This is a genomic window from Photobacterium minamisatsumaniensis, from assembly GCF_050336695.1.
Lineage (GTDB): Bacteria > Pseudomonadota > Gammaproteobacteria > Enterobacterales > Vibrionaceae > Photobacterium > Photobacterium minamisatsumaniensis.
This window is the reverse complement of record NZ_JAKJSI010000019.1, coordinates 1-20,877: the sequence shown is the minus strand read 5'-3', so window position 1 is coordinate 20,877 and position 20,877 is coordinate 1. Positions and strand designations below refer to the sequence as shown.

Here is a 20,877-nt window from a genome sequence, read left to right as displayed (position 1 = left end):
CGACTTCACGGTAATGCAGTAAGTAACGTTAATTGCTAGCACTAAGAAGTAGTCAATATTAAATAACAAAGCCCTCATTCGAGGGCTTTGTTATTTTGGGTATGAACTAGTGGCTAGTGGTAGGCTGAATGGAAGTAATTGATTTATGCCCCCATTCAGGTACGAACAAGTATAAAAAGGCTGCGCTACATAGCGAAGCGATGAGATCTGTCGGCCAATGCATACCAAGCCAAATCCGGCTGATACCAACGCTTGTTGCCCACAAAAGAATAACGGCGGTAGGGATCAACTTTTTCCGACGTAAGAAAAACCCTCCCCAGAACGTTACACACACTGCAACAAAAATGGTGTGGCCTGATGGAAGAGAATAATTGGTTTCACCTAGCCAATGCGAAATGCGCCAGTGGCTTACTTCTCCTTCTGCTTGGCGTACGGCTTCATCTTTTTGTATGGTTGAAAGTTGATAAAAAGAGTCTGGAGATTCAACTATCCCTAATGCTTGTAATTGATACGTATAAGGGCGGGGCACCTCTGTAAGGTGCTTCATTGCTGTTTTGGCGACAAAGCTAAGCGCAAGTAAAATACCAAATTGAATAAGCAGTTTTAAAATCTGTTGCTTAGGAAGCTTAAGGGCAATAGGTATCAAGCAGAATAAACATACAGCAATGAGGAAGCCAGGGTTGCCTGCTGAATGACTGAGCATTGAAAAGACGAAGCCAGTGGTATTAGATACTTCTCCCGCTAGATTGCTTTGAGAGTAGAACATTAATGAACCCGATAAAATCGTAGCAAAAAGTAGTAATGCTATATAGCCGGGGACTTTTGCGGTAAGAAATTCTTTATTAAACATAATTGCTGCTATGAATTAAAAGGGGCTGAAGTTTAACAGAGGATACTGTTCTCACTGTAAAAAGAATGTCATTTTATTAAGTCACGTATTCAGCTAATGTACAGTTGCAGGGCAGAATGCATACCGATGCATGAACTTAATAAGGAAGAAAATGAAAATAGCTGTGGTTGGTTTAGGCGACATTGCCGAGAAAGCTCATTTACCGATATTGACGCAATTTGAGGAGGTTGAGCTTGTCTTTTGTACTCGAAATATAGAGCGGCTGAAGCAATTAGCGAACAAATACCGGATTCAAGAGTACTATACCGACTATAAAAGCTTGGTGAATGCAAATATTGATGCCGTTATGATTCATAGTGCAACTGCTTCACATTATGAAATTGCGCATTTTTTCTTGAACGTTGGCATTCCCGTTTTTGTCGATAAGCCGTTGGCCTCTACATATAAAGAGTGCGAACAACTACATGATTTTGCTGAGCAGAAGCAGCAGCCCCTCTTTTTAGGGTTTAATCGTCGTTACATACCGCTATATCAACAGCATTTGCCGACAGTAACAGCCAATGTGAGCGAGACAAACCCATTACTGTCGTTGCGCTGGGAAAAGAATCGTCACAACTTAGTTGGTGATGCGAGAACGTTTATCTTTGATGACTTTATTCATCCTCTCGATAGTATCAATGTATACGGGTCAGTCTCGGAAGATGATCTCTACATCACTTCCCAATGTGATCAATTGTCATCAACCCCCACAAAACTGGCACGATTAGATGTGCAATGGCAGCAGGAAGGAGCCATCTTCCATGCTTCCATGAATCGCTTGTATGGGGTCACGAATGAAGTGATAAGCGCAAGTTATAAGAATACCAGCTTCCGCTTTGATTCATTTACCGAAGGGAATAAATGGCAAGATAATAGTCATGAAGTCGTGAGGCTTGCAGACTGGACACCAATGTTAGCGGCAAAGGGTTTTCAAGGTATGGCTGAGCATTGGCTCGATGTCATTCGTTCTGGTAAGCAAATGCATTCGGTTACAATGCGTAATTTACATTCTCACCGCTTAGCTGAAATTATTTATCAAAAAGTGCTTACCAAAATAGACTGATTTAACAGAAAACGTTCGATGTAACGATATTTATTCAGTTTTGAGTAGCTTAGGTGCGTTCTATAAGGTGCATAAAAATCCAGCCCTTAGCTGCAATCTGAGATCTGAATCAACCTTTTCATGCTTTAAATTTGTACAGAGAATGGTTCGTACACGAAATATTTTTCATTTTTCTTTTATACAAGCTAACTTATTAGTAACACAGTAAAAATTTGATATTTGTCACATTTTTGCTTCTATGTTTTCGATAAAACAAGTGCTCGATCGGAAATATTTAACTGGTCTAGTCAAGATCATGCTGGTAAAGTGCCGCCCCTCACACACAGCGTGAGAATATTATGCTAAGCAATACCCCAAAAGGTAGCGACAAACTTGTTCCAGCTTTAACGATCGGGTTCATGGGACTCTTTCTTCTATCTTCCCTCATTGACCTAGGTTCAGTAACCCACTTTATTGGTGTGGCATTTGCTGCGTCGGCTGCGTACTTTGGTGAATTTTGGCAGTGGCTAATGGTAATTAACTTTATCATTGCTGTTGTAGTTGCACTTAGTCCATACGGCAAAACACGTATGGGTAAGCTGAAAAAACCAAATATCGGTACATTTCGCTGGTTAGCGATGATTATGTGCACATTACTTGCGGGTGGTGGTGTCTTCTGGTCTGCAGCAGAACCGATTTATCACTTTTTAACACCATCTCCAAGTTTTCCTGATGTGACAGCAGCAACAGCTGAAGCTGTAACGCCAGCATTAAGCCAAAGCTTTTTGCACTGGGGTTTTCTTGCTTGGGCTGTACTGGGCACATTAGCAACGATTGTACTGATGTATGCGCACCATCAAGGTGGCGTAAAACTACGTCCTCGTGCACTGCTATATCCGATTGTTGGCGATCGTCTTGAGAACCACTGGGTGGGCTCTGTGATTGATGCTTGTTCAATCATTGCGGTTGCAGCAGGTACAATTGGTCCTATAGGTTTCTTAGCTTCTCAGTTAGGTTATAGCCTTGAAGCTGTAATGGGCATTGAGAACACTATCTCAAGTCAAATGGGTATTCTTGCGGTTGTTGTCGCGATTTACTCAATCTCAGCATTTACTGGAATGGATAAAGGCCTTCAGTGGCTTAGTCGATTCAATGTAGTTGGTGCATTTGCACTGCTAATGATTATGCTAGTGTTTGGGCCAACGCAGTTTATCTTCCAACACTTTGGTTCAGCATTTGCGACGTATTTACAGCATTTCCCTGAAATGAGTGTCAATGTAGAAGACCCAACTTGGAATCCGTGGTGGACATGGTTCTTCTGGGGTTGGTTTATTGGTTTCGCACCAATGATGGCTATCTTCATTGCACGTATTTCTGAAGGTCGCAGTATCCGTGAATTAGTCCTAACGGTTGCCATTGGTGCTCCGATTGTGACGAACTTCTGGTTTACTGTACTTGGTGGCACAGGCATTTTCTTTGAACTAGAAACAGTAGGTAGTATTTCTGGTCCATTGGCTGAAGCTGGACTGCCAGCAGTATTGCTTGCAACACTAGCTCAGCTGCCGTTTAGCGATCTACTTATTCCTGCTTTCCTGATTTTGACGACAACATTTGTTGTGACAACAGGCGACTCAATGGCTTACTCCATTGCAATGGTAGTTTCTGGTGATAATGAACCAACGAAAGGTCAGCGTTTATTCTGGGCGATTTCGATGGGTTGTATTGCTGCGGTTCTACTTGTTGCGGGCGATGGCGGCTTGAATGCTCTACAGTCATTTATCGTTATCACAGCGGTACCAGTATCGTTGCTAATTGCGGTGACATTGGTAACAGGCCCTATTGCAGCTGTTCGAATGAAGAAGCAGAAAGTTGCAGAAAAAGAAGCGAGTTGGCAACAAACAGAAGTTGCTGGTCAAACGCTTTAATGTCTTTGTAAATCCACATGAGCACACTGCTAATGTGAGTTAGACGCTATATAGAAAAAACCGAGAGTGAATTTATTTCACTCTCGGTTTTTTTATAGCAGAAATAGCGGTTAAGTTAACGCGCCCATACCTCAATTACTCTGAAGTTATTCCACTCTCTAAGACTTTGGTTTTGACTATCGTTATTGCCGTTACATATCAGTCGGACACTTTTTGCTGAAACGCTGCCTAGATTCAGGCTAATACGTTGTTCAGAGTCACCAGGAGTGGTGATATCCGATAGCTTTTCAAATTTGTGACCGTCTTCACTATATTCGACAGAAAAGAAATACTGTCTCAGATCCCCTTTATTTTGTGCCACTTTAAGCGTGTGAATCTGATGTGGTTTGTTGAAGTGCAAAGTAAATGGGATACCGATGCCTTTGGCTGACCATTTTGTTTCTAACAAGCCATCGATGGCGTGACTCGGTGGCTCGCTAGGCTTTTGTTCTTCAGCTTCGATAGCGGCAGGAGTGACTTGGTAATCACTGCTGCCATTCCCACAGCTCGCAAAAAGCGGTAATAGTTGAGGATTAAAGTTCTTCAACGATGGGAATAGAAAATTTAGGCCATCTTCAGAGACACCAAGCCAATTTAGTAAAGTGGCATGAAGCTGGTCACTGGCTAGGGTCGGGATCATTCGACCCCGACTTAAAGACTGCTCTCCATCAATAACCAATGACGGCCAAGCACCGTAGAGTTGGTTACCGTTTAAGTCACCGCTGATAACGAGGTGATTGCTTCCCCAACCATGATCTGTCCCAGTTGCATTTGGCTCTATGGTTCGACCAAATTCTGAAAAGGTAAAAGCCGTAACGCTATCGGTAAGCCCATCTTCTTGTAGTCGAGTGAATAAAGCCGTGAGGCTTTCTGCGAGGGTGGTGAATAGTTCCTGTTGTTCTCTTAATTGATTTGAGTGTGTATCGAACCCACCAAGTGTTAGTGAAAAGCACTGAATGTCTTGCGCAAGCTGAGCTTGTTCTCGGATCATTAAATATACGCGTCGACACTGTTGACCAAAATCGGAGCTGGGAAAGCCGTAGTCTTGCTCGTCTGACATAATGTCATCGAAGAGTGAATATTGCTCCCGAGCTCGCTGAGTTTCAGTGCTGAAATGCTGACGATGGATATTATGATCTAACGAGTCGGCGTTATGTAAGTCATCGAATAGATCTTCTGCTTGATCATGACCATCAAAATTAAGATATGGCGGTAATGAATCACCGATTAGGTTCGGTACTACATTTCTGGATTGTGCCCAAACATTGCTGGCCGACGTCATGGAGTACATAGAAGATAACTGATTGAAGTGACTAAGTACGAGATCTAGGCCGTTAGCTCCCCAACCATCTTGAACCAGGCTTGCTCCGGTGTTGGTTTGCACTAACTGTGATTGATAGTCATGAGCGTATAGTCTATTAGGGTAAAGGGTTGGATCGTTACTTAGCTGCTCTTTGGTAACAGGCCTTAGCAGCGGGCCTGTATTAACAATAGGGCTAGCAAAGCCTAGATCAAATAAAGGCTGTAACGCTGTCATTGCTGGGTGTAACCCAAGCTGATTATTATCATCATTTAGAAAGAGTGGGACGATATCATCTTGTTTTATTGCCAAACTTTGTCTTGATGATGCATATTCTTGGTATTTTCCTTGCTCCCGTGGAATAAACATATTGAAGCCATCATTTCCCCCTGACAAGTTTATGGCAATTAAGGCTTTATATTGTTTTTGCTCACAGGTTTCAAACGCGCGTGCAAATGAACTGTTCAAGGTTAGAGTCGACACACCAAGGCTGCTCATACCCGTTTTTAAAAAGTTGCGGCGAGATAGTTTCATCGTTTACCCCTGAGTATGAAATGATGGTGAAAAAATAAGTTGGATAAAAAGCTGCCATAATCGCGTATTACTACTGCGATTGCTGGGGGTGGCAACAAGGTATTTCCTGACGGCAGCTTTAACTTTTTCAGGCATGGTATAGCCAAACAATTGGTGATCGAGCTTGGTGATTAATGCTTCATCCTCAAACTGTTCAAATAGGCTCTTGAACTGATAAAAGTCATATTCAATGCCTCCGTGTTGATGGCAAGCACGACGGATTTGATCATGGTAATAGTGGCAGTCTATCCAGTTATAAACTGCAAACTCAGGACTGGCATGGTTCGCAAAGGCCTCATCACTCGGTGAGCCATCAGGTTGGTAGTAATAAAAAACAGAAGGGGCAGCCATTGGCCAAAAGCGCTGCCCACGCCACGAGTATAAATTATCCCAAGTTAACTTTTCTGGTCGACGTTGTATGCCTAAGGCGCGATGGGCATGAATATAGACAATCTCAGGTTCTCGGAGTTTTCCGTCGTATTTTCCACCGGATTGTTTTGCTTCTGGATCATCAAGGATGGCAACAAGAATAGCCATCATGTCACCTTGAGAGTGGCTAAACTCATTGGCCACGCGCTGTATATATTCCGGACTCGGGTTTGCCGTAACCATTTTCTGGATAAAAAACTTCACTATATATGGCGCGGTATTAGGGTGGTCTGTCAGTATATCCAGCACTAGATCCATTTCGTTATCCGCGCTCATGCCGCCTGGAATACCTTGGCCAAGAAAGAATTTGCTGCTCGTATCATGAGAGCCACTATCAACCATCGGTTTCAGCCAATCACCATTATCAAGTTGCCAGCCGGTAAATACGCGAGCAAGGTTTTCGATATCAGCTTGGGTATAACTTGGTACTTCTTTGCCATCATCATCAAGTACTGGCGTAGCATTCTGATTGAGTTTGATAGGGCCTAGGGTAAAGAGTTGTAGAATTTCTCTCGCAAAGTTTTCATCGGGGTTTTTTCCTTCTTTATAGTTGTTGTCACGATAGGTAAGAAACTCGCCCATTAACGCATGACGTGCCATTACCCCAAGTGTATCTCGGAAAGAGCTAAGGCAATGCTGTGATAACTGATCATAATAATTTGCAAAGGCAATTTTGCGGTCGTGGCTTCTGAGTGTCGGAACATTTTTACTTATCACAAACAGCTGAGTGAAAATATAAGCAATACGCTGGCGTAAGATATCTTCTTTTTCGATTGTCATGTGCATCCAACTACAATTTAGATGAACATCAGTCCAGCCTGGTTTATCGTGGTTATTTTGGTTGTATTCAAATAAGCTCTGCCACGATGTTCTTGGTAATGCTTTTTGTTGTTCGGCCCATTGTGATATCGATGTAAATGAAAGAAAGTTATCGATATCTTGTTCTTTGGGACCAAAAGTGCATTGCACTAATGACCTGTATGCTTGACGATATTGCTCTGACATTATTTGTCTCCTAGCCGGAAATAAAAACGCGAATAGATTAAAACCTAGTGACGTTATTTTTCTGTTAAGATTGTATGTGAGATAAAACAGTATCAATTCAGTTGAATACATAAATACGAGTGATTTATAACTGTGAGTTTATGTCCATAATTAATAAAAGTATATTCTGAAGGAAATAGCACAGGCGTTGTCTTGCTATAGTATTCTGTTGGAATAAATATCTTGTTTGAAGCCCTATCTTGGTTGAATTAATTTATGTTTATTGTGATGAGAATAATTAACTATTATGCTATAGACAGCATGCTTGATATTTATTAACTGGTGAAAAATTGGTTTATAATTTGCGTGGAAGAAGAAAAATGATTGTGTAGATTTAATGAATCGACAGTTGCAATGAGCAGCAAAATGCTGCTCGTGGGTGTTATTTTATAGTGTGCTCTTAGTCGGATATAAATACCCATCATTGTATTTCAGGCCATTATTTCTATCGTGTTTTAGCAGTACTGGTCCATCTAAATCAACAATTTCGGCTCTGGTTGCGATAGGCAGTGCCATTTCCATGGCAAGTGAACTGCCAACCATACATCCAACCATGATTTTAAAGCCAAGCTCACGCGCTTGAGCTTCAAGTGCTAATGCCTCAGTAAGTCCGCCAGTTTTATCCAACTTGATGTTTATCATTTCATAATGGCCAACTAATGCATCGAGATCGGCGCGGGTATGGCAACTTTCATCAGCACAAAGAGGGATAGGGTGGTGAATACCCAAAAGTTTGTGATCTTCACCTTTCGGAACGGGTTGCTCGATCATTGATATATTAAATGCAACGAGTTGTTCAAATAGCGCAGGTAGATCTAGTTCTCCCCATGCTTCGTTTGCATCCAAGATAATATCGACGTTGGGCGCCGCTTTTCTTATGGCAGTTACTCGCTCGATGATCGCTTTATCATCTAGTTTTACCTTCAGTAACTTCGCGCCTTGCTGGCAACGCTCTTTGGCTTGTTTTGCCATGCTATCGGCATCACTTAGTGATACAGTCATGGCCGTCACAATACGATGTTTAATGTCAAAGCGTGGTGTAGGAAACGTTGRAGGGTTTTCTAACCGCCATAAAGCACAATCGATAACATTCCTTGCGGCACCAGGAGGAAGTATTGACTGTAATTTATCTCGTGTTAGGGCGTTATCATCGCAGCTCATTGAGGCAGATTGAACTTGTGAGATCACGCTGTCGACAGTTTCACCGTAATGTGGGTAGGGGGTGCATTCAGCTACTACGGTTATTCCCTGATGCGCAATTTCGACAGTGACAACATCTTGGTGGGTACGAGTGCCCCGTGAAATTGTAAAAGGTTGCGCCATCGAGAAGCGTTCATGCTGTGTGGTGATTTTCATAAACCCTCCTAATTAAAGTGAATGTAATTTATCAACAATGTTCGCGACACCGAATCTGACAGGGTCGGTAACTGGCAAATTATAGAGCTCGCTCCATTCGTGACATAGCTGCTGGGCTTCTGTTTCGGAAAGCGAAGAGGTATTTAGGCAAATACCAACGAATCTAGCGTTAGGGTTGGTTAGCTTGGCCGCTTGCAAGTTTGCATCTAAAGTCGATTGAATTTCTGGTACAGCCATGTGTGATAAGTGGCGAATATGTTGTCTGCCGATCTCATGGCATAAAATAAGGGCATCTGCTTGTGCTCCATGTAGCAAGCCAAGGCTAACGCCAGCGTAAGACGGATTGAATAACGAACCCTGTCCTTCAATCACATCCCATTGGTGATCGGTAAAGCTAGGACTAATGGCTTCTGTCGCACCAGAGATAAAATCTGCAACCACAGCATCAATTGAAATGCCTCGCCCTGAGATTAAAATGCCCGTTTGCCCAGTTGCACAAAATTGTGTTGATAAGCCTTGTTTATTCATTTCTTTTTCGAGGGCTAAAGATGAATACATTTTTCCGACTGAACAATCTGTTCCTACGGTTAGAAGGCGATGACCGTCACGTGGCTTGCCGTTACCAACATCAAGTGTTTTATCATAATGGCGAACATCAAAGAGCTGACATTGATTGGCTGCTGCTTTTGCATTTAATTCAGGGTAATCAACAAGACGCTGATGCATACCCGAAGCGATATTAAAGCCTAAATCGAGTGCATCTGAAAGAGTACTAAGCCATTGTTCAGGAATGTAACCGCCAGCATTTGCTGTACCGAGTACCAAGGTTTTTGCACCTAGCGCTTTAGCTTCTTTCAACGACAAATCATTAAGGCCTAGCGAGACGGTTTCCTTTGTCAGGCGGATTTGACCAACACAAAGTTCTGGTCGCCATTGCTGGATCCCTTTAGCGGTTTTAGCTGATAGCGGGTCGGTAACATCGCCGAGGAATAGTAAGTAAGGTTGAGGGATTAGCATATTACATCCTTGAATTTGTGATTTGCTTTGATTCCTTAAGTCTATGTAATAACAGCATTGCTAACGAATGCTTTAATGTGTTTGGGGTATAACTTGACGTTATAGCTTTGACGGGGCTTAGGTCGAGAATAAAACGTCTGCGAGGACATTAACGTATTTTGTAATGTCCTGTTAGGTGAATTCAACGTTCGCAAAAAGCGATAAAATTTACTTTAGCGTTATTCTTCACTCAGTGAGAGTGTTTCGGGCATAGGGACATCAGTCTCAACCCAGCCACCACCAAGCACTTTATAAAGAGTGAGTAGATTGAGTTCTTTAGAGAGCTTGGTGGTTAATAATTCTTGTTGTGCTGTGTAGTATGAACGTTGTGAATCAAGTACGGTAAAATAGTCGTCTACGCCTTCATTAAAGCGAAGGTTTGAGAGCCTAAAGCTATCGCCTGTGGCATCTACAAGCATTTGTTGTGCTGTGACCTGATCTTTTAATGTAGCCTGATTGGCTAAGGCATCAGCCACTTCACGAAAAGCGGTTTGTATTGCTTTTTCGTAATTGTTTAATGCAATTTGTTGATCGGCTATAGCAACATCACGTCTTGAATCTAGCTCTCCCCAGTTGAAGATTGGTAAGTTCAGCGCAGGATTAAATACCCAGCTGCGGCTGTCACCAGAAAACAAATCACTTGCAGATGCGCTAAGTAATCCACCCGTTGCAGTCAGTGAAATGGTTGGGAAATAGGCCGCTCGTGCTGCGCCTATATTTGCATTAGCGGCAATTAATTGATGCTCGGCTTCAAGAATATCAGGCCGTTGTAGCAGTACATCTGACGGCATCCCCACGTAAACCGGGGCAAACTGATTATTATCTCCAGCTTGAGGCAGTAAGTGTATAGGGACAGTAGCCCCCACTAATGCATTCAGCGCGTTTTTATCGACGTTTACCTGACTGGTAAAACGGGCAACATCTTTCAATGCAGTAGCGACAGTGGTTTTGGCTTGAGCGACATCTAGCCCTGTTGCAACGCCATTGTTGAAACTTTTAAGGGTTAAATCGAGTGATCGCTGTTGAGATACGAGGGTTTCATTCGCTAAGCGCAGTAAATTCTCATCGGTCATTAGGGTTAAGTAGGCTTCGATGACACTACTGACTAAACTTAATTGTGTATTGCGTCGGCCCTCTACAGTTGCTAAGTATTGTTCTAGAGCTTGTTTCTCAAGGCTTGATATTCTCCCCCAAAAATCAATCTCATAGTTGGTCACTCCTAGATCAACGCTATATTGCCGGTTAATGGTGGAATTACCGTTAGACACATTTTCAGGTAATCGCTGATTTGTGCCGCCAGCGCTTAACTCGAGGTTAGGGAAAAGATTTGCACGCTGAATACCATATTGTGCTTCAGCTCGAAGTATGTTCAATACAGCAATACGTACATCACGGTTATTGTTTAGTGCAAGGTCAACAACACTCTTGATTTTGTCATTTGTGACGAAGTTCCTCCAGTCACTATAGGGTGAAACGCTCGGTACGAAGGCTCGGGGTGGACTATTTACACTGTTGGATGGATCGCCTGTTTGGTAGATAGAGTAAGTTTGATTACTTTCATCGACTGGCCATTGCGTATTAACCGGAGCTTCAGGGCGAGCATAATCAGGGATGAAATTGGCACAGCCACTCATTAATACCGAGGTTGCCAACATGAATGAAATTTGTATTTTCATAATTTTGGCTCCTTTGCTTTTGCCTCGATAGGGTGTTCTGCATCCTCACCAAGAAAGACTTTTGTTACCACCACAAAAAACAATGGGACAAAGAGTACACCGAGGAAGGTAGCTGTTAATACTCCACCGAGTACACCAGTACCGACAGCATTTTGTGCCCCAGAGCCAGCACCACTTGAAATAGCGAGGGGAAGAACACCCATACCAAATGCCAGTGATGTCATTAAAATAGGGCGGAGACGGATTTTGGCTGCGCGGATTGTTGCTTTATATAACTCCTCACCAGCATCATGGTATGACTTAGCAAATTCCACGATCATAATGGCGTTTTTTGAACCTAAACCTATCGTTGTTAATAATCCGACCTGAAAATAGACGTCGTTATCGAGTCCAAACAGCGATGTTGCGCTTACTGCGCCTAGTACACCTAGTGGGATAATCAATATTACAGAAAAAGGGACGGCCCAACTTTCATAAAGTGCGGCAAGGCAGAGGAATACGATGAGAATGGAAAGTGCGTAGAGCATGGGGGCTTGCCCACCTGAGATACGTTCTTGATATGACATGCCGGTCCATTCAACACCCACATCAGGAAGCTGTGCAATCAGGCTTTCCATCTTGGCCATCGCAGCACCTGTACTTACGCCCGCGGCAGGCTCTCCGAGGATTTCCATCGCGGAAATGCCATTGTAACGCTCAAGGCGCGGTGATCCGTATGTCCATTCCCCTTTACTAAAGACCCTCATGGCGACCATGTCACCTTCTGCATTTCGTACTTTCCATTCCATAATGTCTTCAGGGTTCATGCGATAAGGCATATCAGATTGAACATAAACTTGTTTGATCCGGCCTCGATCAACAAAGTCATTAACGTAACTACTGCCTAATGAGGTGCCCAATGTGCTGTTGATGTCATTAATCGATACGCCCAGCGCTCGAGCTTTGAGCTGATCGATTTCTATGTGATATTGAGGCGTATCATCAAGCCCATTTGGTCGCACTGCCGTAAGCTCAGGGTCTTGTGCTGCCATCCCTAATAATTGATTTCGAATTTCTGTCATTTTTTCATGACCAAGTCCTGCTCGGTCTTGAAGGAACATATCAAAGCCTGTGGCATTACCAAGCTCCATGATAGCAGGGGGGGCAAAAGCAAAAATAAGTGCTTCTGGTATTTGGGTGAAAGCACCCATTGCCCGTCCAACAATTGCGTTAACCTTGTCTGCATCATTTGTACGCTCACCCCAATCATTTAATGAGATGAACATCATGCCTGCATTTGCACCTGCACCAGCAAAGCTAAACCCAGCGACGGAAAAGACTGATTTTACATTGGCTTTTTCATCTTCAAGGTAATAATTTTCCACCTTATCAAGAATGGCCAGAGTTTGTTCTTGGGTTGAACCACTCGGCAGCTGCACCATGCTCATCATGGTACCTTGGTCTTCGTCGGGTAAAAAACTGGTGGGCAAGCGTAGGAAAATAAAGGCCATAATGGCTGCAATACCTAAATACACCAACATGAAACGTACACTTCGGTGAGTTATAAAGGTCACAGCAGAGGTATATTTTTCCGTTACCTTGCTAAAATGGCGATTAAACCAACCTGCAAACCCTGTGTCTTTATGGCCGTCAGTGGTTTTCAATAAACTGATACACAGGGTCGGGGTTAAAATGATAGCAACTAAAACGGACAGGGCGACAGCAGTAACGATGGTAATTGAAAACTGACGATAAATCGCACCAGTTGAACCTGCAAAAAACGCCATAGGAATAAATACGGCACATAGCACCATACCAATACCGATAAGTGCACTGGTAATTTCGGTCATTGATTTTTCGGTAGCAGCACGCGGCTCTAATCCTTCTTCTTCCATTATTCGCTCCACGTTTTCAACAACCACAATGGCATCATCGACTAATAGGCCAATAGCAAGTACAAGTGCAAACATGGTTAACGTATTGATGGAATAGCCGAGCGCTTGTAATACAGCGAATGTGCCTAAGACAACAACAGGAACAGCAATCGTTGGGATGAGTGTCGCGCGTAAGCTTTGAAGAAATAGCAGCATAACTAAGAAAACTAAAAACACGGCTTCAAGTAAGGTTTTAACGACCTCTTCGATTGATATTTCGATGAATGGGGTTGTGTCGTAGGGGTAAACAATTTGAATACCTTCTGGGAAAAAAGGCTTTAGCTCTGCGAGTTTTTCACGGACGGCATTTGCCGTTTCAAGTGCGTTTTTACCGGTGGCAAGTGCAATGGAAATACCAGTGGCAGGCTTTTTATTATAAAGCGAGACGGTTTGATATGACGCTGAGCCAAGTTCAACGTTAGCTACGTCTTTCAGTAATACTTGCGAGCCATCTTCGTTTACTTTTAGTAGAATTTGTTCGAATTGCTCAATGGTTTGCAATCGAGATTGTGCGGTTATTGTCGCAGATAGCTCTTGTCCAGCCGCGGCGGGTGCAGCGCCGAGTTGGCCTGCTGAAACCTGTGCATTTTGCTCTTGTATTGAAGCGACGATATCAGAAGGCATTAAGTTAAAACTTTCCAACTGATATGGGTTTAACCAGATACGCATGGCGTACTCAGCACCGAATAGTTGAGTTTGGCCAACACCATTAACTCGACTGAGGGGGTCAAGCACGTTACTTGAAATGTAATCTGAGATATCAGCGTTCGTAAGAGAGTCATCCTCAGACACGAAACCGATAACCATTAAAATGGAGTTACTGGCTTTTTCAACGCGTACCCCTTGGTTTTGAACATCGAGTGGAAGTAATGGCGTGGCCGCAGATAATTTATTTTGGACTTGTACTTGGGCAATATCCGGGTCGGTGCCTGAAGCAAAAGTAAGTGTTGTTGTCGTATTACCAAATGAATCAGAGGTTGAAGACATGTACAGTAAGTTATCTAAGCCATTCATTTGTTGTTCTATAACTTGAGTGACCGAGTCTTCTGCCGTTTTAGCGGATGCCCCTGGGTACACTGCCGAAATTTGAATGGCTGGTGGGGCGATAGTTGGGTATTGAGCGATAGGCAAAATAAACAGTGAGATAACGCCAGCGAGCATAACTAAGATCGCAAGTACCCAAGCAAAAACAGGGCGGTTTATAAAAAAATGCGCCATGGTTTAATCCTATTGTTTTGTACTTGTTGTGGTAACTTCATGAGACTTAGCGACCGGTGCGCCGGGGCGAATGAATTGCAGTCCTTCTACAACCACTTTTTCGCCGGCTTTTAAACCATCTAATATGAACCAGCTATTGTCGATCATGCTCTGGGTTTCTACCGTGCGTAATTCAATATTATTATCGCTACCAATCACGTTGACTTGCGCTTCGCCTTTTGGCGTGCGTGATAGGGCTTTAGCTGGCACCGTAATGGCGCTTTTAACGATCCCGCGAGGCAATGATGCTCTGACAAACATGCCGGGCAATAAGATACGGTCTGGATTAGCAAAAGAAACCCTCAAAACAAAGGAGCCAGTCGTTTGGTTTATATTGATATCGGAAAAAAGGATGCTGCCGGTGTGATCATACGTGGTGCCATCTTCTAGAAATAAATCAATGCCACTTAGCTCATCTTGATTACGCGAAAAAGCCCCTTTAGCTAAATCACGACGAAACTGCAGTAATTCAGTGCTCGAGGCTGTTAAGTCAACATGCATAGGATCATAGGTTTGCACGGTAACTAATGGTGATGATTGATTGGCGGTGACTAATGCACCTGCGGTTACCGTTGAGCGTCCAGCTCGCCCTGAAATAGGGGCGTTAACTTTGGTGTAGTTGAGGTTTATCTTTGCATTTTCAACTGCGGCGTCTGCACTTGCAACGTCTGATTGCGCTTGCTGATAAGTGGCAACGGCATCATCATAATCTTGGCGTGAAACGGCTTGCTCTTTAACAAGCCGTTGGTAACGTCCTGCTCTATTTCGTGCTGTATTCTGATTTGCCTTGGCTTTACGTAGCTCTGATTGTGCACTTTTAAGGCTAAGTTGAAAGGGGGCAGGATCAATCTGATACAGAGGTTGGCCCTTTGTCACCATTGAACCTTCCTCGAAGAGTTGCTTCAGGATGATTCCGCCAACTTGTGGCCGAACTTCCGATTCGAATGAGGCGACCGTTCGACCTGGCATTTCATCGCGAAGCTCAATTGTTTTGGGTGTGATTACAACATACCCAATGTCATAAACAGGCCCCTGTTGCGAAGTCGTTTGTTCCTCGCTACACCCAATTATTATGATTGTGAAAAGCAAAGTAATAATAATGCTGAATAATTTCTGAGGTTTGATAGTTAGTGTTTTCACTGGGCGTCCACCGAACCTTTTGCGATGAAGTGCATTAATGGCAATGCACCCTAGGTAATGTATGTGCTAATTCGTAAGAATATTAGATATAGAGAAGGAGGCTGTCTTAATTATAAGGGGTGAGAAGGTTATGCAATCAAACAGTACAGCGATTGCCTATATCGCTGTACTTTATATGGCTATTGGCTCATTCGTTTGAGTTGTTGAATAAATGTCATCGCGATTGGTGAAAGCGGGTTATGGTCAGCATATAGAATGGAAACATCAATCGATAATGCATGCTTGAGTGAGCAAACCTGTACGTCTTTATTAACCATTTGCGCAGTCCAAGGGTCGACGATTGCAACTCCGTAGCCTTGAGCGACTAATTGAGCTGCCGCTGAATATGAACGCACCGAAATTTGATAACGGTATTGCGGTGATATCTGTTGAATAGCTTGCGAGACAATAAAGCCTAAAGGGTCACGTGCATCTAAGCCAATAATATTGTATGACCCATCGACAAGCTGATTTAACGTGATCTCAGTTAAAGGTGAGGTTAAGTGAGGCGTTAACGTTGTTTGTGGTTCGAGTGGGAGGAGCGCAACCATTTTAGTCGAGAGTAGTGATTCACCCGAAATCGCGGGTGGAATCTCGCTACCAAAGCAAACGATAAAATCTAATTGGTTCTGTATCAGTGCATTACAAAGCTCTGCTCGGTTATCTGTGGAAAGCTCGATTGAAATCTGTTCATCGGCACAAACATGATTGATCACCTTGGGCAACAAAGAAGAGGCCAGGATAGGAGGTGCACCGATACGTAAATGCTGATGACCTTTTTGGATTTTACTGGTTAGCGAGTGAAAACGGTTCAGTTGTTGGTAGACATTTTCCGCTTCTGGTAATAACTTTTGAGCTTCTTCAGTTGCAACTAAACGGCCTTTAGCGCGATGGAAAAGCGTAAATCCAAGTTGTTGTTCGGTATGCGCGAGTATTCGAGTGACATTCGGCTGTGAGACATGTAGCAGTTTAGCGGCACCAGATACTGAACCTGCTTTCATTATGGCGTAAAAAACTTCTATTTGTCTTAGGTTCATTCATTATCCCTACGGTTAAAATGGCTAGCGACATTTCTCGAATCCGTTCACGCTGCTAAGGCGAATATAATACAAGATTTAATGATTACCTAGCGCAGAACGAAGCTCTTACATTAATTTGGTATGAGTAACTTCGTTGATAATACACAAGAAGGTGAATATGAATTGAATATGTATGATTTACAAACAATAATGAGTGATGACAGTATATTGACGAACTGAGTAGGATGGTGACAGTATATTGGCTAGTGTTGATGGGTTTATAAATATTAGCACCTGATTAGGATGTATTTTATATTGTTTTACATAAATAACTGTAAGCTAGTTGTGTGATTATCCACGACTAATGTATATTTCGGTGTTCTATGTTTTTCGTCTATCAAGGCTGTTACCAATGTCATCAATTATTCCGCTATCAGATTTAACAGCGTTAGTTTGCTTTGATAACAGGGAGAAAGCATCTCAAGTTAAACAAATGTTTATTAAAGCAGGCGTTAACAATGTTGATGTTATTAACCATGAAAAACTTAAGGCAACATCTGTAACAAAGTATGATGTAAGTATTTTTGAGTATTCTTATGATTATGTAAGGGAACTTAATGATTTTACACGTAAAATGAAGGATAAGTTGTACTTTAAAACATACCCAGTTGTTATCTTGAACCTGCCTGATTTTTCAAAAGCTATTGATGTTGATAGTGCAAAAATGCTCAACTCTGATCATGTTATTACAGGGTTAATTAACTACGAGCAATTTAGAGAATTACTAAATCGACTTATTTCACTTAAGCAGTTTTACGATAAAGTATACGTTGGCGCAAAAAAGAATTATAATTTGTTTTCACAGAGTGTCACTCAATATAATAATAAAATAAAAAGTAAGCCTCTTATAAATTTAGCGTTGGAATCTTTATATAAAAGTCACAATAAAGAAGAGTTTATTTCTATTTATAATAAATATGAAAGAGCTGAGATATCCACGATAAATGTTATTCGATTTAGTGAGTTTTGTGATGATAGCAAGCGTAGTATTGCATCGTTAAAATGGGTCTTAAAAAAGAATGATTGCTTATTTATGGCACATTGTCGTTTAGCCGAAGAGTATCGATTATTAAAAAACTATGAAGCGATGAGCCATCATCGTCATAGTGCGTTTGAGTGCCACCCTGTTGATGGCGACGCTTATAATCAGCTGATTGATTGTGAAATAAGGCAGGGAAAGTTAGAGTCATTAGCTTCGATTGTATCCAAACGAACACTTTATATATCTAAAAGCCTTGATAGTTACCAGTTTTTGGTGATTTCAATGTTTAACTCTTTAATGTGTATGCCTGTTGGAATACGTGCAACGCAATATAAGCAGTATATTCACCCAATCAATAGAATTATAACTAAGCGTATCTCATTAGATAAACGAGAGGAGTATACTGCAACTGTTAAACTGCTGGTGGCGATGCATTTTCATAGAGAAGGTAAGCAACTAAAAGCGAGAGCTATCGCATTAGATATCTTTCATAATGTCGTTAGACGTAAACGTAAGCCATCTGTACTACTCGTGTTAACGGCGCTTCGATGTTTGGCAATTTGCGGAGAGGCTAAACTCTGCGTACAGATCATAAACACTTTGAATGTACCAGATGTGTCAAAGCGCTACCCTGAACAATTTAAGTGGGCAGCTTCACCTTATAGCCAGCTTCAGAAGGCCTACCATTGGTTGACAAAACAAAAGCACCAACGAGATCAATTAGCCAAGATACCAACGGTTATGGATCGTTATCCTTTTTCATTTGATTTGAATTGTCTATTACTGACGATACTGCTCGATTATGAAAAAGGGACAAAGCAATATACAAAAACGATTATCAAGCGTTTAAAACGCAGCAATTATGTTGTTAGGCGGCTTGAGCTTCAACCGGAAGTCACTAAGAGCCAGTCATATATTGATTCGTTGGCTTTAAATCAAGCGGTGACTGAATACTAGGCTTTTAAAAGCCCCGATATGTTCAGGCATTATTCGTATGAGCCATATCGGGGGAAATATTATTTCTCAGCAACAGGTACCATGATGTGGACATAAGGTGTATCTTTCCACATGACATAAGGTCCACCAGAGCTAGGATCATCAGTAATGCCTACTAGCATTTCTTTCGGAACGATGATCATTAAATGAGGGCCCGTTTCGACATAGTCATCTGCTTTTTTAGGCTCTGAGTGATAAGGGTCTGAATTACTAACGCCAGCCCCTAGATCACCTTGCAGCATGTATGAAATGCCAATTTGAGTCGCCGTAAAATCTTCCTTATTTACCATCGCCCCTAACATATCCATCCATACTTGATCGTTACACATTGGCATACCATCACCGGGAAATGTATCCGGTAGACAGGTCCAGCCATTCGTTCCTGTAACGACTTCTTTGCCATCAACAATGACGGTTGCATGATCGCTAATAGAAGCGGGTGCTGCAGATTTAGCTCGACCAATTTTATCTGTCATTACATCGTCTTCGGCGAATACTGCTGAAGTTAAAAATGGGGAGCCGAGTAAAGCCGTGACACATAGTGCCGAGAGTGTTTTTTTAACCATGATTATTTCTCCACATTATTTGAAAGTAACATCATGGGGTGCCAGCATCGGAGGATAAAGACAAAGTAAAGTATAGGAGAGATGGGTGTTAGCAGGATTAATAACTAGGTAGAAAAAGGTAATAAAAAGGCCAGCAGTTGCTAGCCTTTATTGAGTAGAAGCGATACTAAGCCGCTAGTAGTGATGAAAAGTCTGCTTTGCGTTGGTTAAAACGGCTAACTAAATCATCAATATCGTCTTGGCAATAAGGTTTTAAACCGCTCATTACCATACGCTTTTTACCCGTACCAACGATTTCATCGTTTTCTTTAAAGCAAAACTTAAGCGTCACACTACCACGCTTGCCTTGAACGTCAATTTCAGAGTCCATTAGCTCAACAGTTGGGGCTGTTATGTCTAGTCGGCTGAAGTCTAATTCCATGCTTTCATAGATCACAAGTGGACGGGTTGGGTTAATCATAATGTCTTTTGATTTCATCAAAGGCACCATGATGTGCGGGAAATTCATTCCAGAAAATTGCACATAGCTTTTGGTAACTTGCTCAATTAAAGCGGGATCTGTATTAATCTCACCTTCACGAGTAATATGTAGATACTCTTTAGCATTGTTATCAACAACAGAAAAATCATCGAATGTTCTGTGGGCGCCTTTTAACGCGACACCATCACTGATCATGCCTGCAAATTCAAAGCGCATCTTATGGCTTAAGCCAGCTTTAGCAAGAACGACAGAAAAAAGGAGATCTCCAGGAACACAGAATCGCTTGTTGTCTTCATCATGAATGGGGTTAAAGTCGCCAGCGATCTTTTTTGCAAAATGGCTCGCTTGCTCTCGGGTAAATGTGAATTCACCATTCTGTTCAGAGTAATAAGATTCTAAAAACATGCCTAACTTATTGATACCTTGATAATCAAACTGAGGCCATTCTACATGATAAGTACTCACTGAATGGTCTAGCCAGTGAAAAACATGATTTTACTCGATTTTATATGAATATTCTCGCTTTATTAGCCCTAAAGCTTATGGCCTTGATAGATTTTGGAGAATAATTGCTGGCGAAAGTGGTCGGCAAGTTCCTGTGGGAAAAAAAGAATATCCTCAAGTTTATCAATAGCGACCCATTCGTAGCCGACTTGATTGGGGTCGAGGTTCGTTGCTGTAGAATGAAACTCGATATTGGATGCGGATACAAAAATTTCAACTTGATGGAAGTTGTCAGGTAAGTATGGGGTAGGGGCTCTATCTGAAATCAAATCTCGAATGCAAATAACATCCCCCATTGTCGCTTTCGCACCAAGCTCTTCTTTGAGTTCTCGATGAAATGCTTCTTCTAAGGTTTCACCGTGTTCGACTCCGCCACCGGGTGTGATATACCAAAAACCCCGCTCATCATGGTGCTTGCAAAGCAAGATGGCATTGTCAGTATAGATAACAGCACGAATCGATAACCTTGGTTTCATGTGAAGTCCTTCATGTTTTACAGTTAATTTATGTAAATTATTGATAAACACTGAATTTATTGATGCAAATTATTTGATAATTCGGTAAAATTCTTATCAGTAATGAATATTGATT

General features: G+C 42.2%; 15 protein-coding genes. 3 read left to right on the top strand and 12 right to left on the bottom strand.

The features are described 5' to 3' along the window. Positions 1 to 106: 106 nt before the first annotated feature. A complete protein-coding gene (locus L4D78_RS10240; protein ID WP_428466827.1) occupies positions 107 to 850 on the bottom strand; it encodes a phosphatase PAP2 family protein in 744 nt (247 codons plus the stop codon). Between the two features lie 151 nt (positions 851 to 1,001). Between L4D78_RS10240 and L4D78_RS10235 the strand changes: the two genes are divergently transcribed. Together L4D78_RS10235 and L4D78_RS10230 are read left to right on the top strand one after the other, a co-directional pair. Beyond that, on the top strand, positions 1,002 to 1,952 hold the full coding sequence (locus tag L4D78_RS10235; protein WP_428466826.1) for a Gfo/Idh/MocA family protein: 951 nt from the start codon (positions 1,002 to 1,004) through the stop codon (positions 1,950 to 1,952). Positions 1,953 to 2,290: 338 nt separating this feature from the next. Then, complete coding sequence (locus L4D78_RS10230) at positions 2,291 to 3,856, top strand: BCCT family transporter (RefSeq protein WP_428466825.1); 1,566 nt, start codon at positions 2,291 to 2,293, stop codon at positions 3,854 to 3,856. 115 nt (positions 3,857 to 3,971) lie between these two features. On the opposite strand, the gene L4D78_RS10225 is transcribed toward L4D78_RS10230, so the two are convergent. The 8 genes from L4D78_RS10225 to L4D78_RS10190 form a co-directional block, all read right to left on the bottom strand. After that, the gene (locus L4D78_RS10225) at positions 3,972 to 5,729 is read right to left on the bottom strand and encodes a DUF1501 domain-containing protein (RefSeq protein WP_428466824.1); all 1,758 of its coding nucleotides are present in this window, start codon (positions 5,727 to 5,729) and stop codon (positions 3,972 to 3,974) included. A 3-nt stretch (positions 5,730 to 5,732) separates the two neighbouring features. Next, entirely contained in the window at positions 5,733 to 7,202 is a 1,470-nt protein-coding gene (locus L4D78_RS10220; RefSeq protein ID WP_428466823.1) for a DUF1800 family protein, read from the bottom strand. A gap of 426 nt (positions 7,203 to 7,628) precedes the next feature. Then, complete coding sequence (dgcA, locus tag L4D78_RS10215) at positions 7,629 to 8,597, bottom strand: N-acetyl-D-Glu racemase DgcA (RefSeq protein ID WP_428466822.1); 969 nt, start codon at positions 8,595 to 8,597, stop codon at positions 7,629 to 7,631. A gap of 12 nt (positions 8,598 to 8,609) precedes the next feature. Next, complete coding sequence (gene dgcN, locus L4D78_RS10210) at positions 8,610 to 9,614, bottom strand: N-acetyltransferase DgcN (RefSeq protein ID WP_428466821.1); 1,005 nt, start codon at positions 9,612 to 9,614, stop codon at positions 8,610 to 8,612. A 218-nt stretch (positions 9,615 to 9,832) separates the two neighbouring features. Beyond that, complete coding sequence (locus L4D78_RS10205; protein ID WP_428466820.1) at positions 9,833 to 11,329, bottom strand: efflux transporter outer membrane subunit; 1,497 nt, start codon at positions 11,327 to 11,329, stop codon at positions 9,833 to 9,835. After that, positions 11,326 to 14,460, bottom strand: a complete 3,135-nt coding sequence (locus L4D78_RS10200; protein ID WP_428466819.1) for an efflux RND transporter permease subunit — start codon at positions 14,458 to 14,460, stop codon at positions 11,326 to 11,328. Before L4D78_RS10200 ends, L4D78_RS10205 begins: the two co-directional genes overlap by 4 nt. A 9-nt stretch (positions 14,461 to 14,469) precedes the next feature. Beyond that, the gene (locus L4D78_RS10195; RefSeq protein ID WP_428466818.1) at positions 14,470 to 15,639 is read right to left on the bottom strand and encodes an efflux RND transporter periplasmic adaptor subunit; all 1,170 of its coding nucleotides are present in this window, start codon (positions 15,637 to 15,639) and stop codon (positions 14,470 to 14,472) included. Positions 15,640 to 15,818: 179 nt separating this feature from the next. Further along, a complete protein-coding gene (locus tag L4D78_RS10190; protein WP_428466817.1) occupies positions 15,819 to 16,715 on the bottom strand; it encodes a LysR family transcriptional regulator in 897 nt (298 codons plus the stop codon). A gap of 394 nt (positions 16,716 to 17,109) precedes the next feature. On the opposite strand from L4D78_RS10190, the gene L4D78_RS10185 reads away from it, so the two are divergent. Next, positions 17,110 to 18,696 (top strand): hypothetical protein, encoded by a 1,587-nt coding sequence (locus tag L4D78_RS10185; protein ID WP_428466816.1) that lies wholly within the window; start codon positions 17,110 to 17,112, stop codon positions 18,694 to 18,696. A gap of 59 nt (positions 18,697 to 18,755) precedes the next feature. On the opposite strand, the gene L4D78_RS10180 is transcribed toward L4D78_RS10185, so the two are convergent. The 3 genes from L4D78_RS10180 to L4D78_RS10170 all read right to left on the bottom strand — a co-directional run bounded on the left by L4D78_RS10180 (position 18,756) and on the right by L4D78_RS10170 (position 20,762). Then, complete coding sequence (locus L4D78_RS10180) at positions 18,756 to 19,301, bottom strand: hypothetical protein (protein WP_428466815.1); 546 nt, start codon at positions 19,299 to 19,301, stop codon at positions 18,756 to 18,758. A 166-nt stretch (positions 19,302 to 19,467) separates the two neighbouring features. Beyond that, positions 19,468 to 20,187, bottom strand: coding sequence for a DUF3581 domain-containing protein (locus L4D78_RS10175; RefSeq protein WP_428466926.1), 720 nt, complete (start codon positions 20,185 to 20,187; stop codon positions 19,468 to 19,470). Between the two features lie 128 nt (positions 20,188 to 20,315). Further along, entirely contained in the window at positions 20,316 to 20,762 is a 447-nt protein-coding gene (locus L4D78_RS10170; RefSeq protein WP_428466814.1) for an NUDIX domain-containing protein, read from the bottom strand. Positions 20,763 to 20,877 lie beyond the last annotated feature (115 nt).

Bases quoted from the DNA above. Each gene is read 5' to 3' on its own strand.
- L4D78_RS10240 (WP_428466827.1), bottom strand. From the start codon at position 850: ATGTTTAATAAAGAATTTCTTACCGCAAAAGTCCCCGGCTATATAGCA.
- L4D78_RS10235 (WP_428466826.1), top strand. From the start codon at position 1,002: ATGAAAATAGCTGTGGTTGGTTTAGGCGACATTGCCGAGAAAGCTCAT.
- L4D78_RS10230 (WP_428466825.1), top strand. From the start codon at position 2,291: ATGCTAAGCAATACCCCAAAAGGTAGCGACAAACTTGTTCCAGCTTTA.
- L4D78_RS10225 (WP_428466824.1), bottom strand. From the start codon at position 5,729: ATGAAACTATCTCGCCGCAACTTTTTAAAAACGGGTATGAGCAGCCTT.
- L4D78_RS10220 (WP_428466823.1), bottom strand. From the start codon at position 7,202: ATGTCAGAGCAATATCGTCAAGCATACAGGTCATTAGTGCAATGCACT.
- dgcN (WP_428466821.1), bottom strand. From the start codon at position 9,614: ATGCTAATCCCTCAACCTTACTTACTATTCCTCGGCGATGTTACCGAC.
- L4D78_RS10205 (WP_428466820.1), bottom strand. From the start codon at position 11,329: ATGAAAATACAAATTTCATTCATGTTGGCAACCTCGGTATTAATGAGT.
- L4D78_RS10200 (WP_428466819.1), bottom strand. From the start codon at position 14,460: ATGGCGCATTTTTTTATAAACCGCCCTGTTTTTGCTTGGGTACTTGCG.
- L4D78_RS10190 (WP_428466817.1), bottom strand. From the start codon at position 16,715: ATGAACCTAAGACAAATAGAAGTTTTTTACGCCATAATGAAAGCAGGT.
- L4D78_RS10185 (WP_428466816.1), top strand. From the start codon at position 17,110: ATGTCATCAATTATTCCGCTATCAGATTTAACAGCGTTAGTTTGCTTT.
- L4D78_RS10180 (WP_428466815.1), bottom strand. From the start codon at position 19,301: ATGGTTAAAAAAACACTCTCGGCACTATGTGTCACGGCTTTACTCGGC.
- L4D78_RS10175 (WP_428466926.1), bottom strand. From the start codon at position 20,187: ATGTTTTTAGAATCTTATTACTCTGAACAGAATGGTGAATTCACATTT.
- L4D78_RS10170 (WP_428466814.1), bottom strand. From the start codon at position 20,762: ATGAAACCAAGGTTATCGATTCGTGCTGTTATCTATACTGACAATGCC.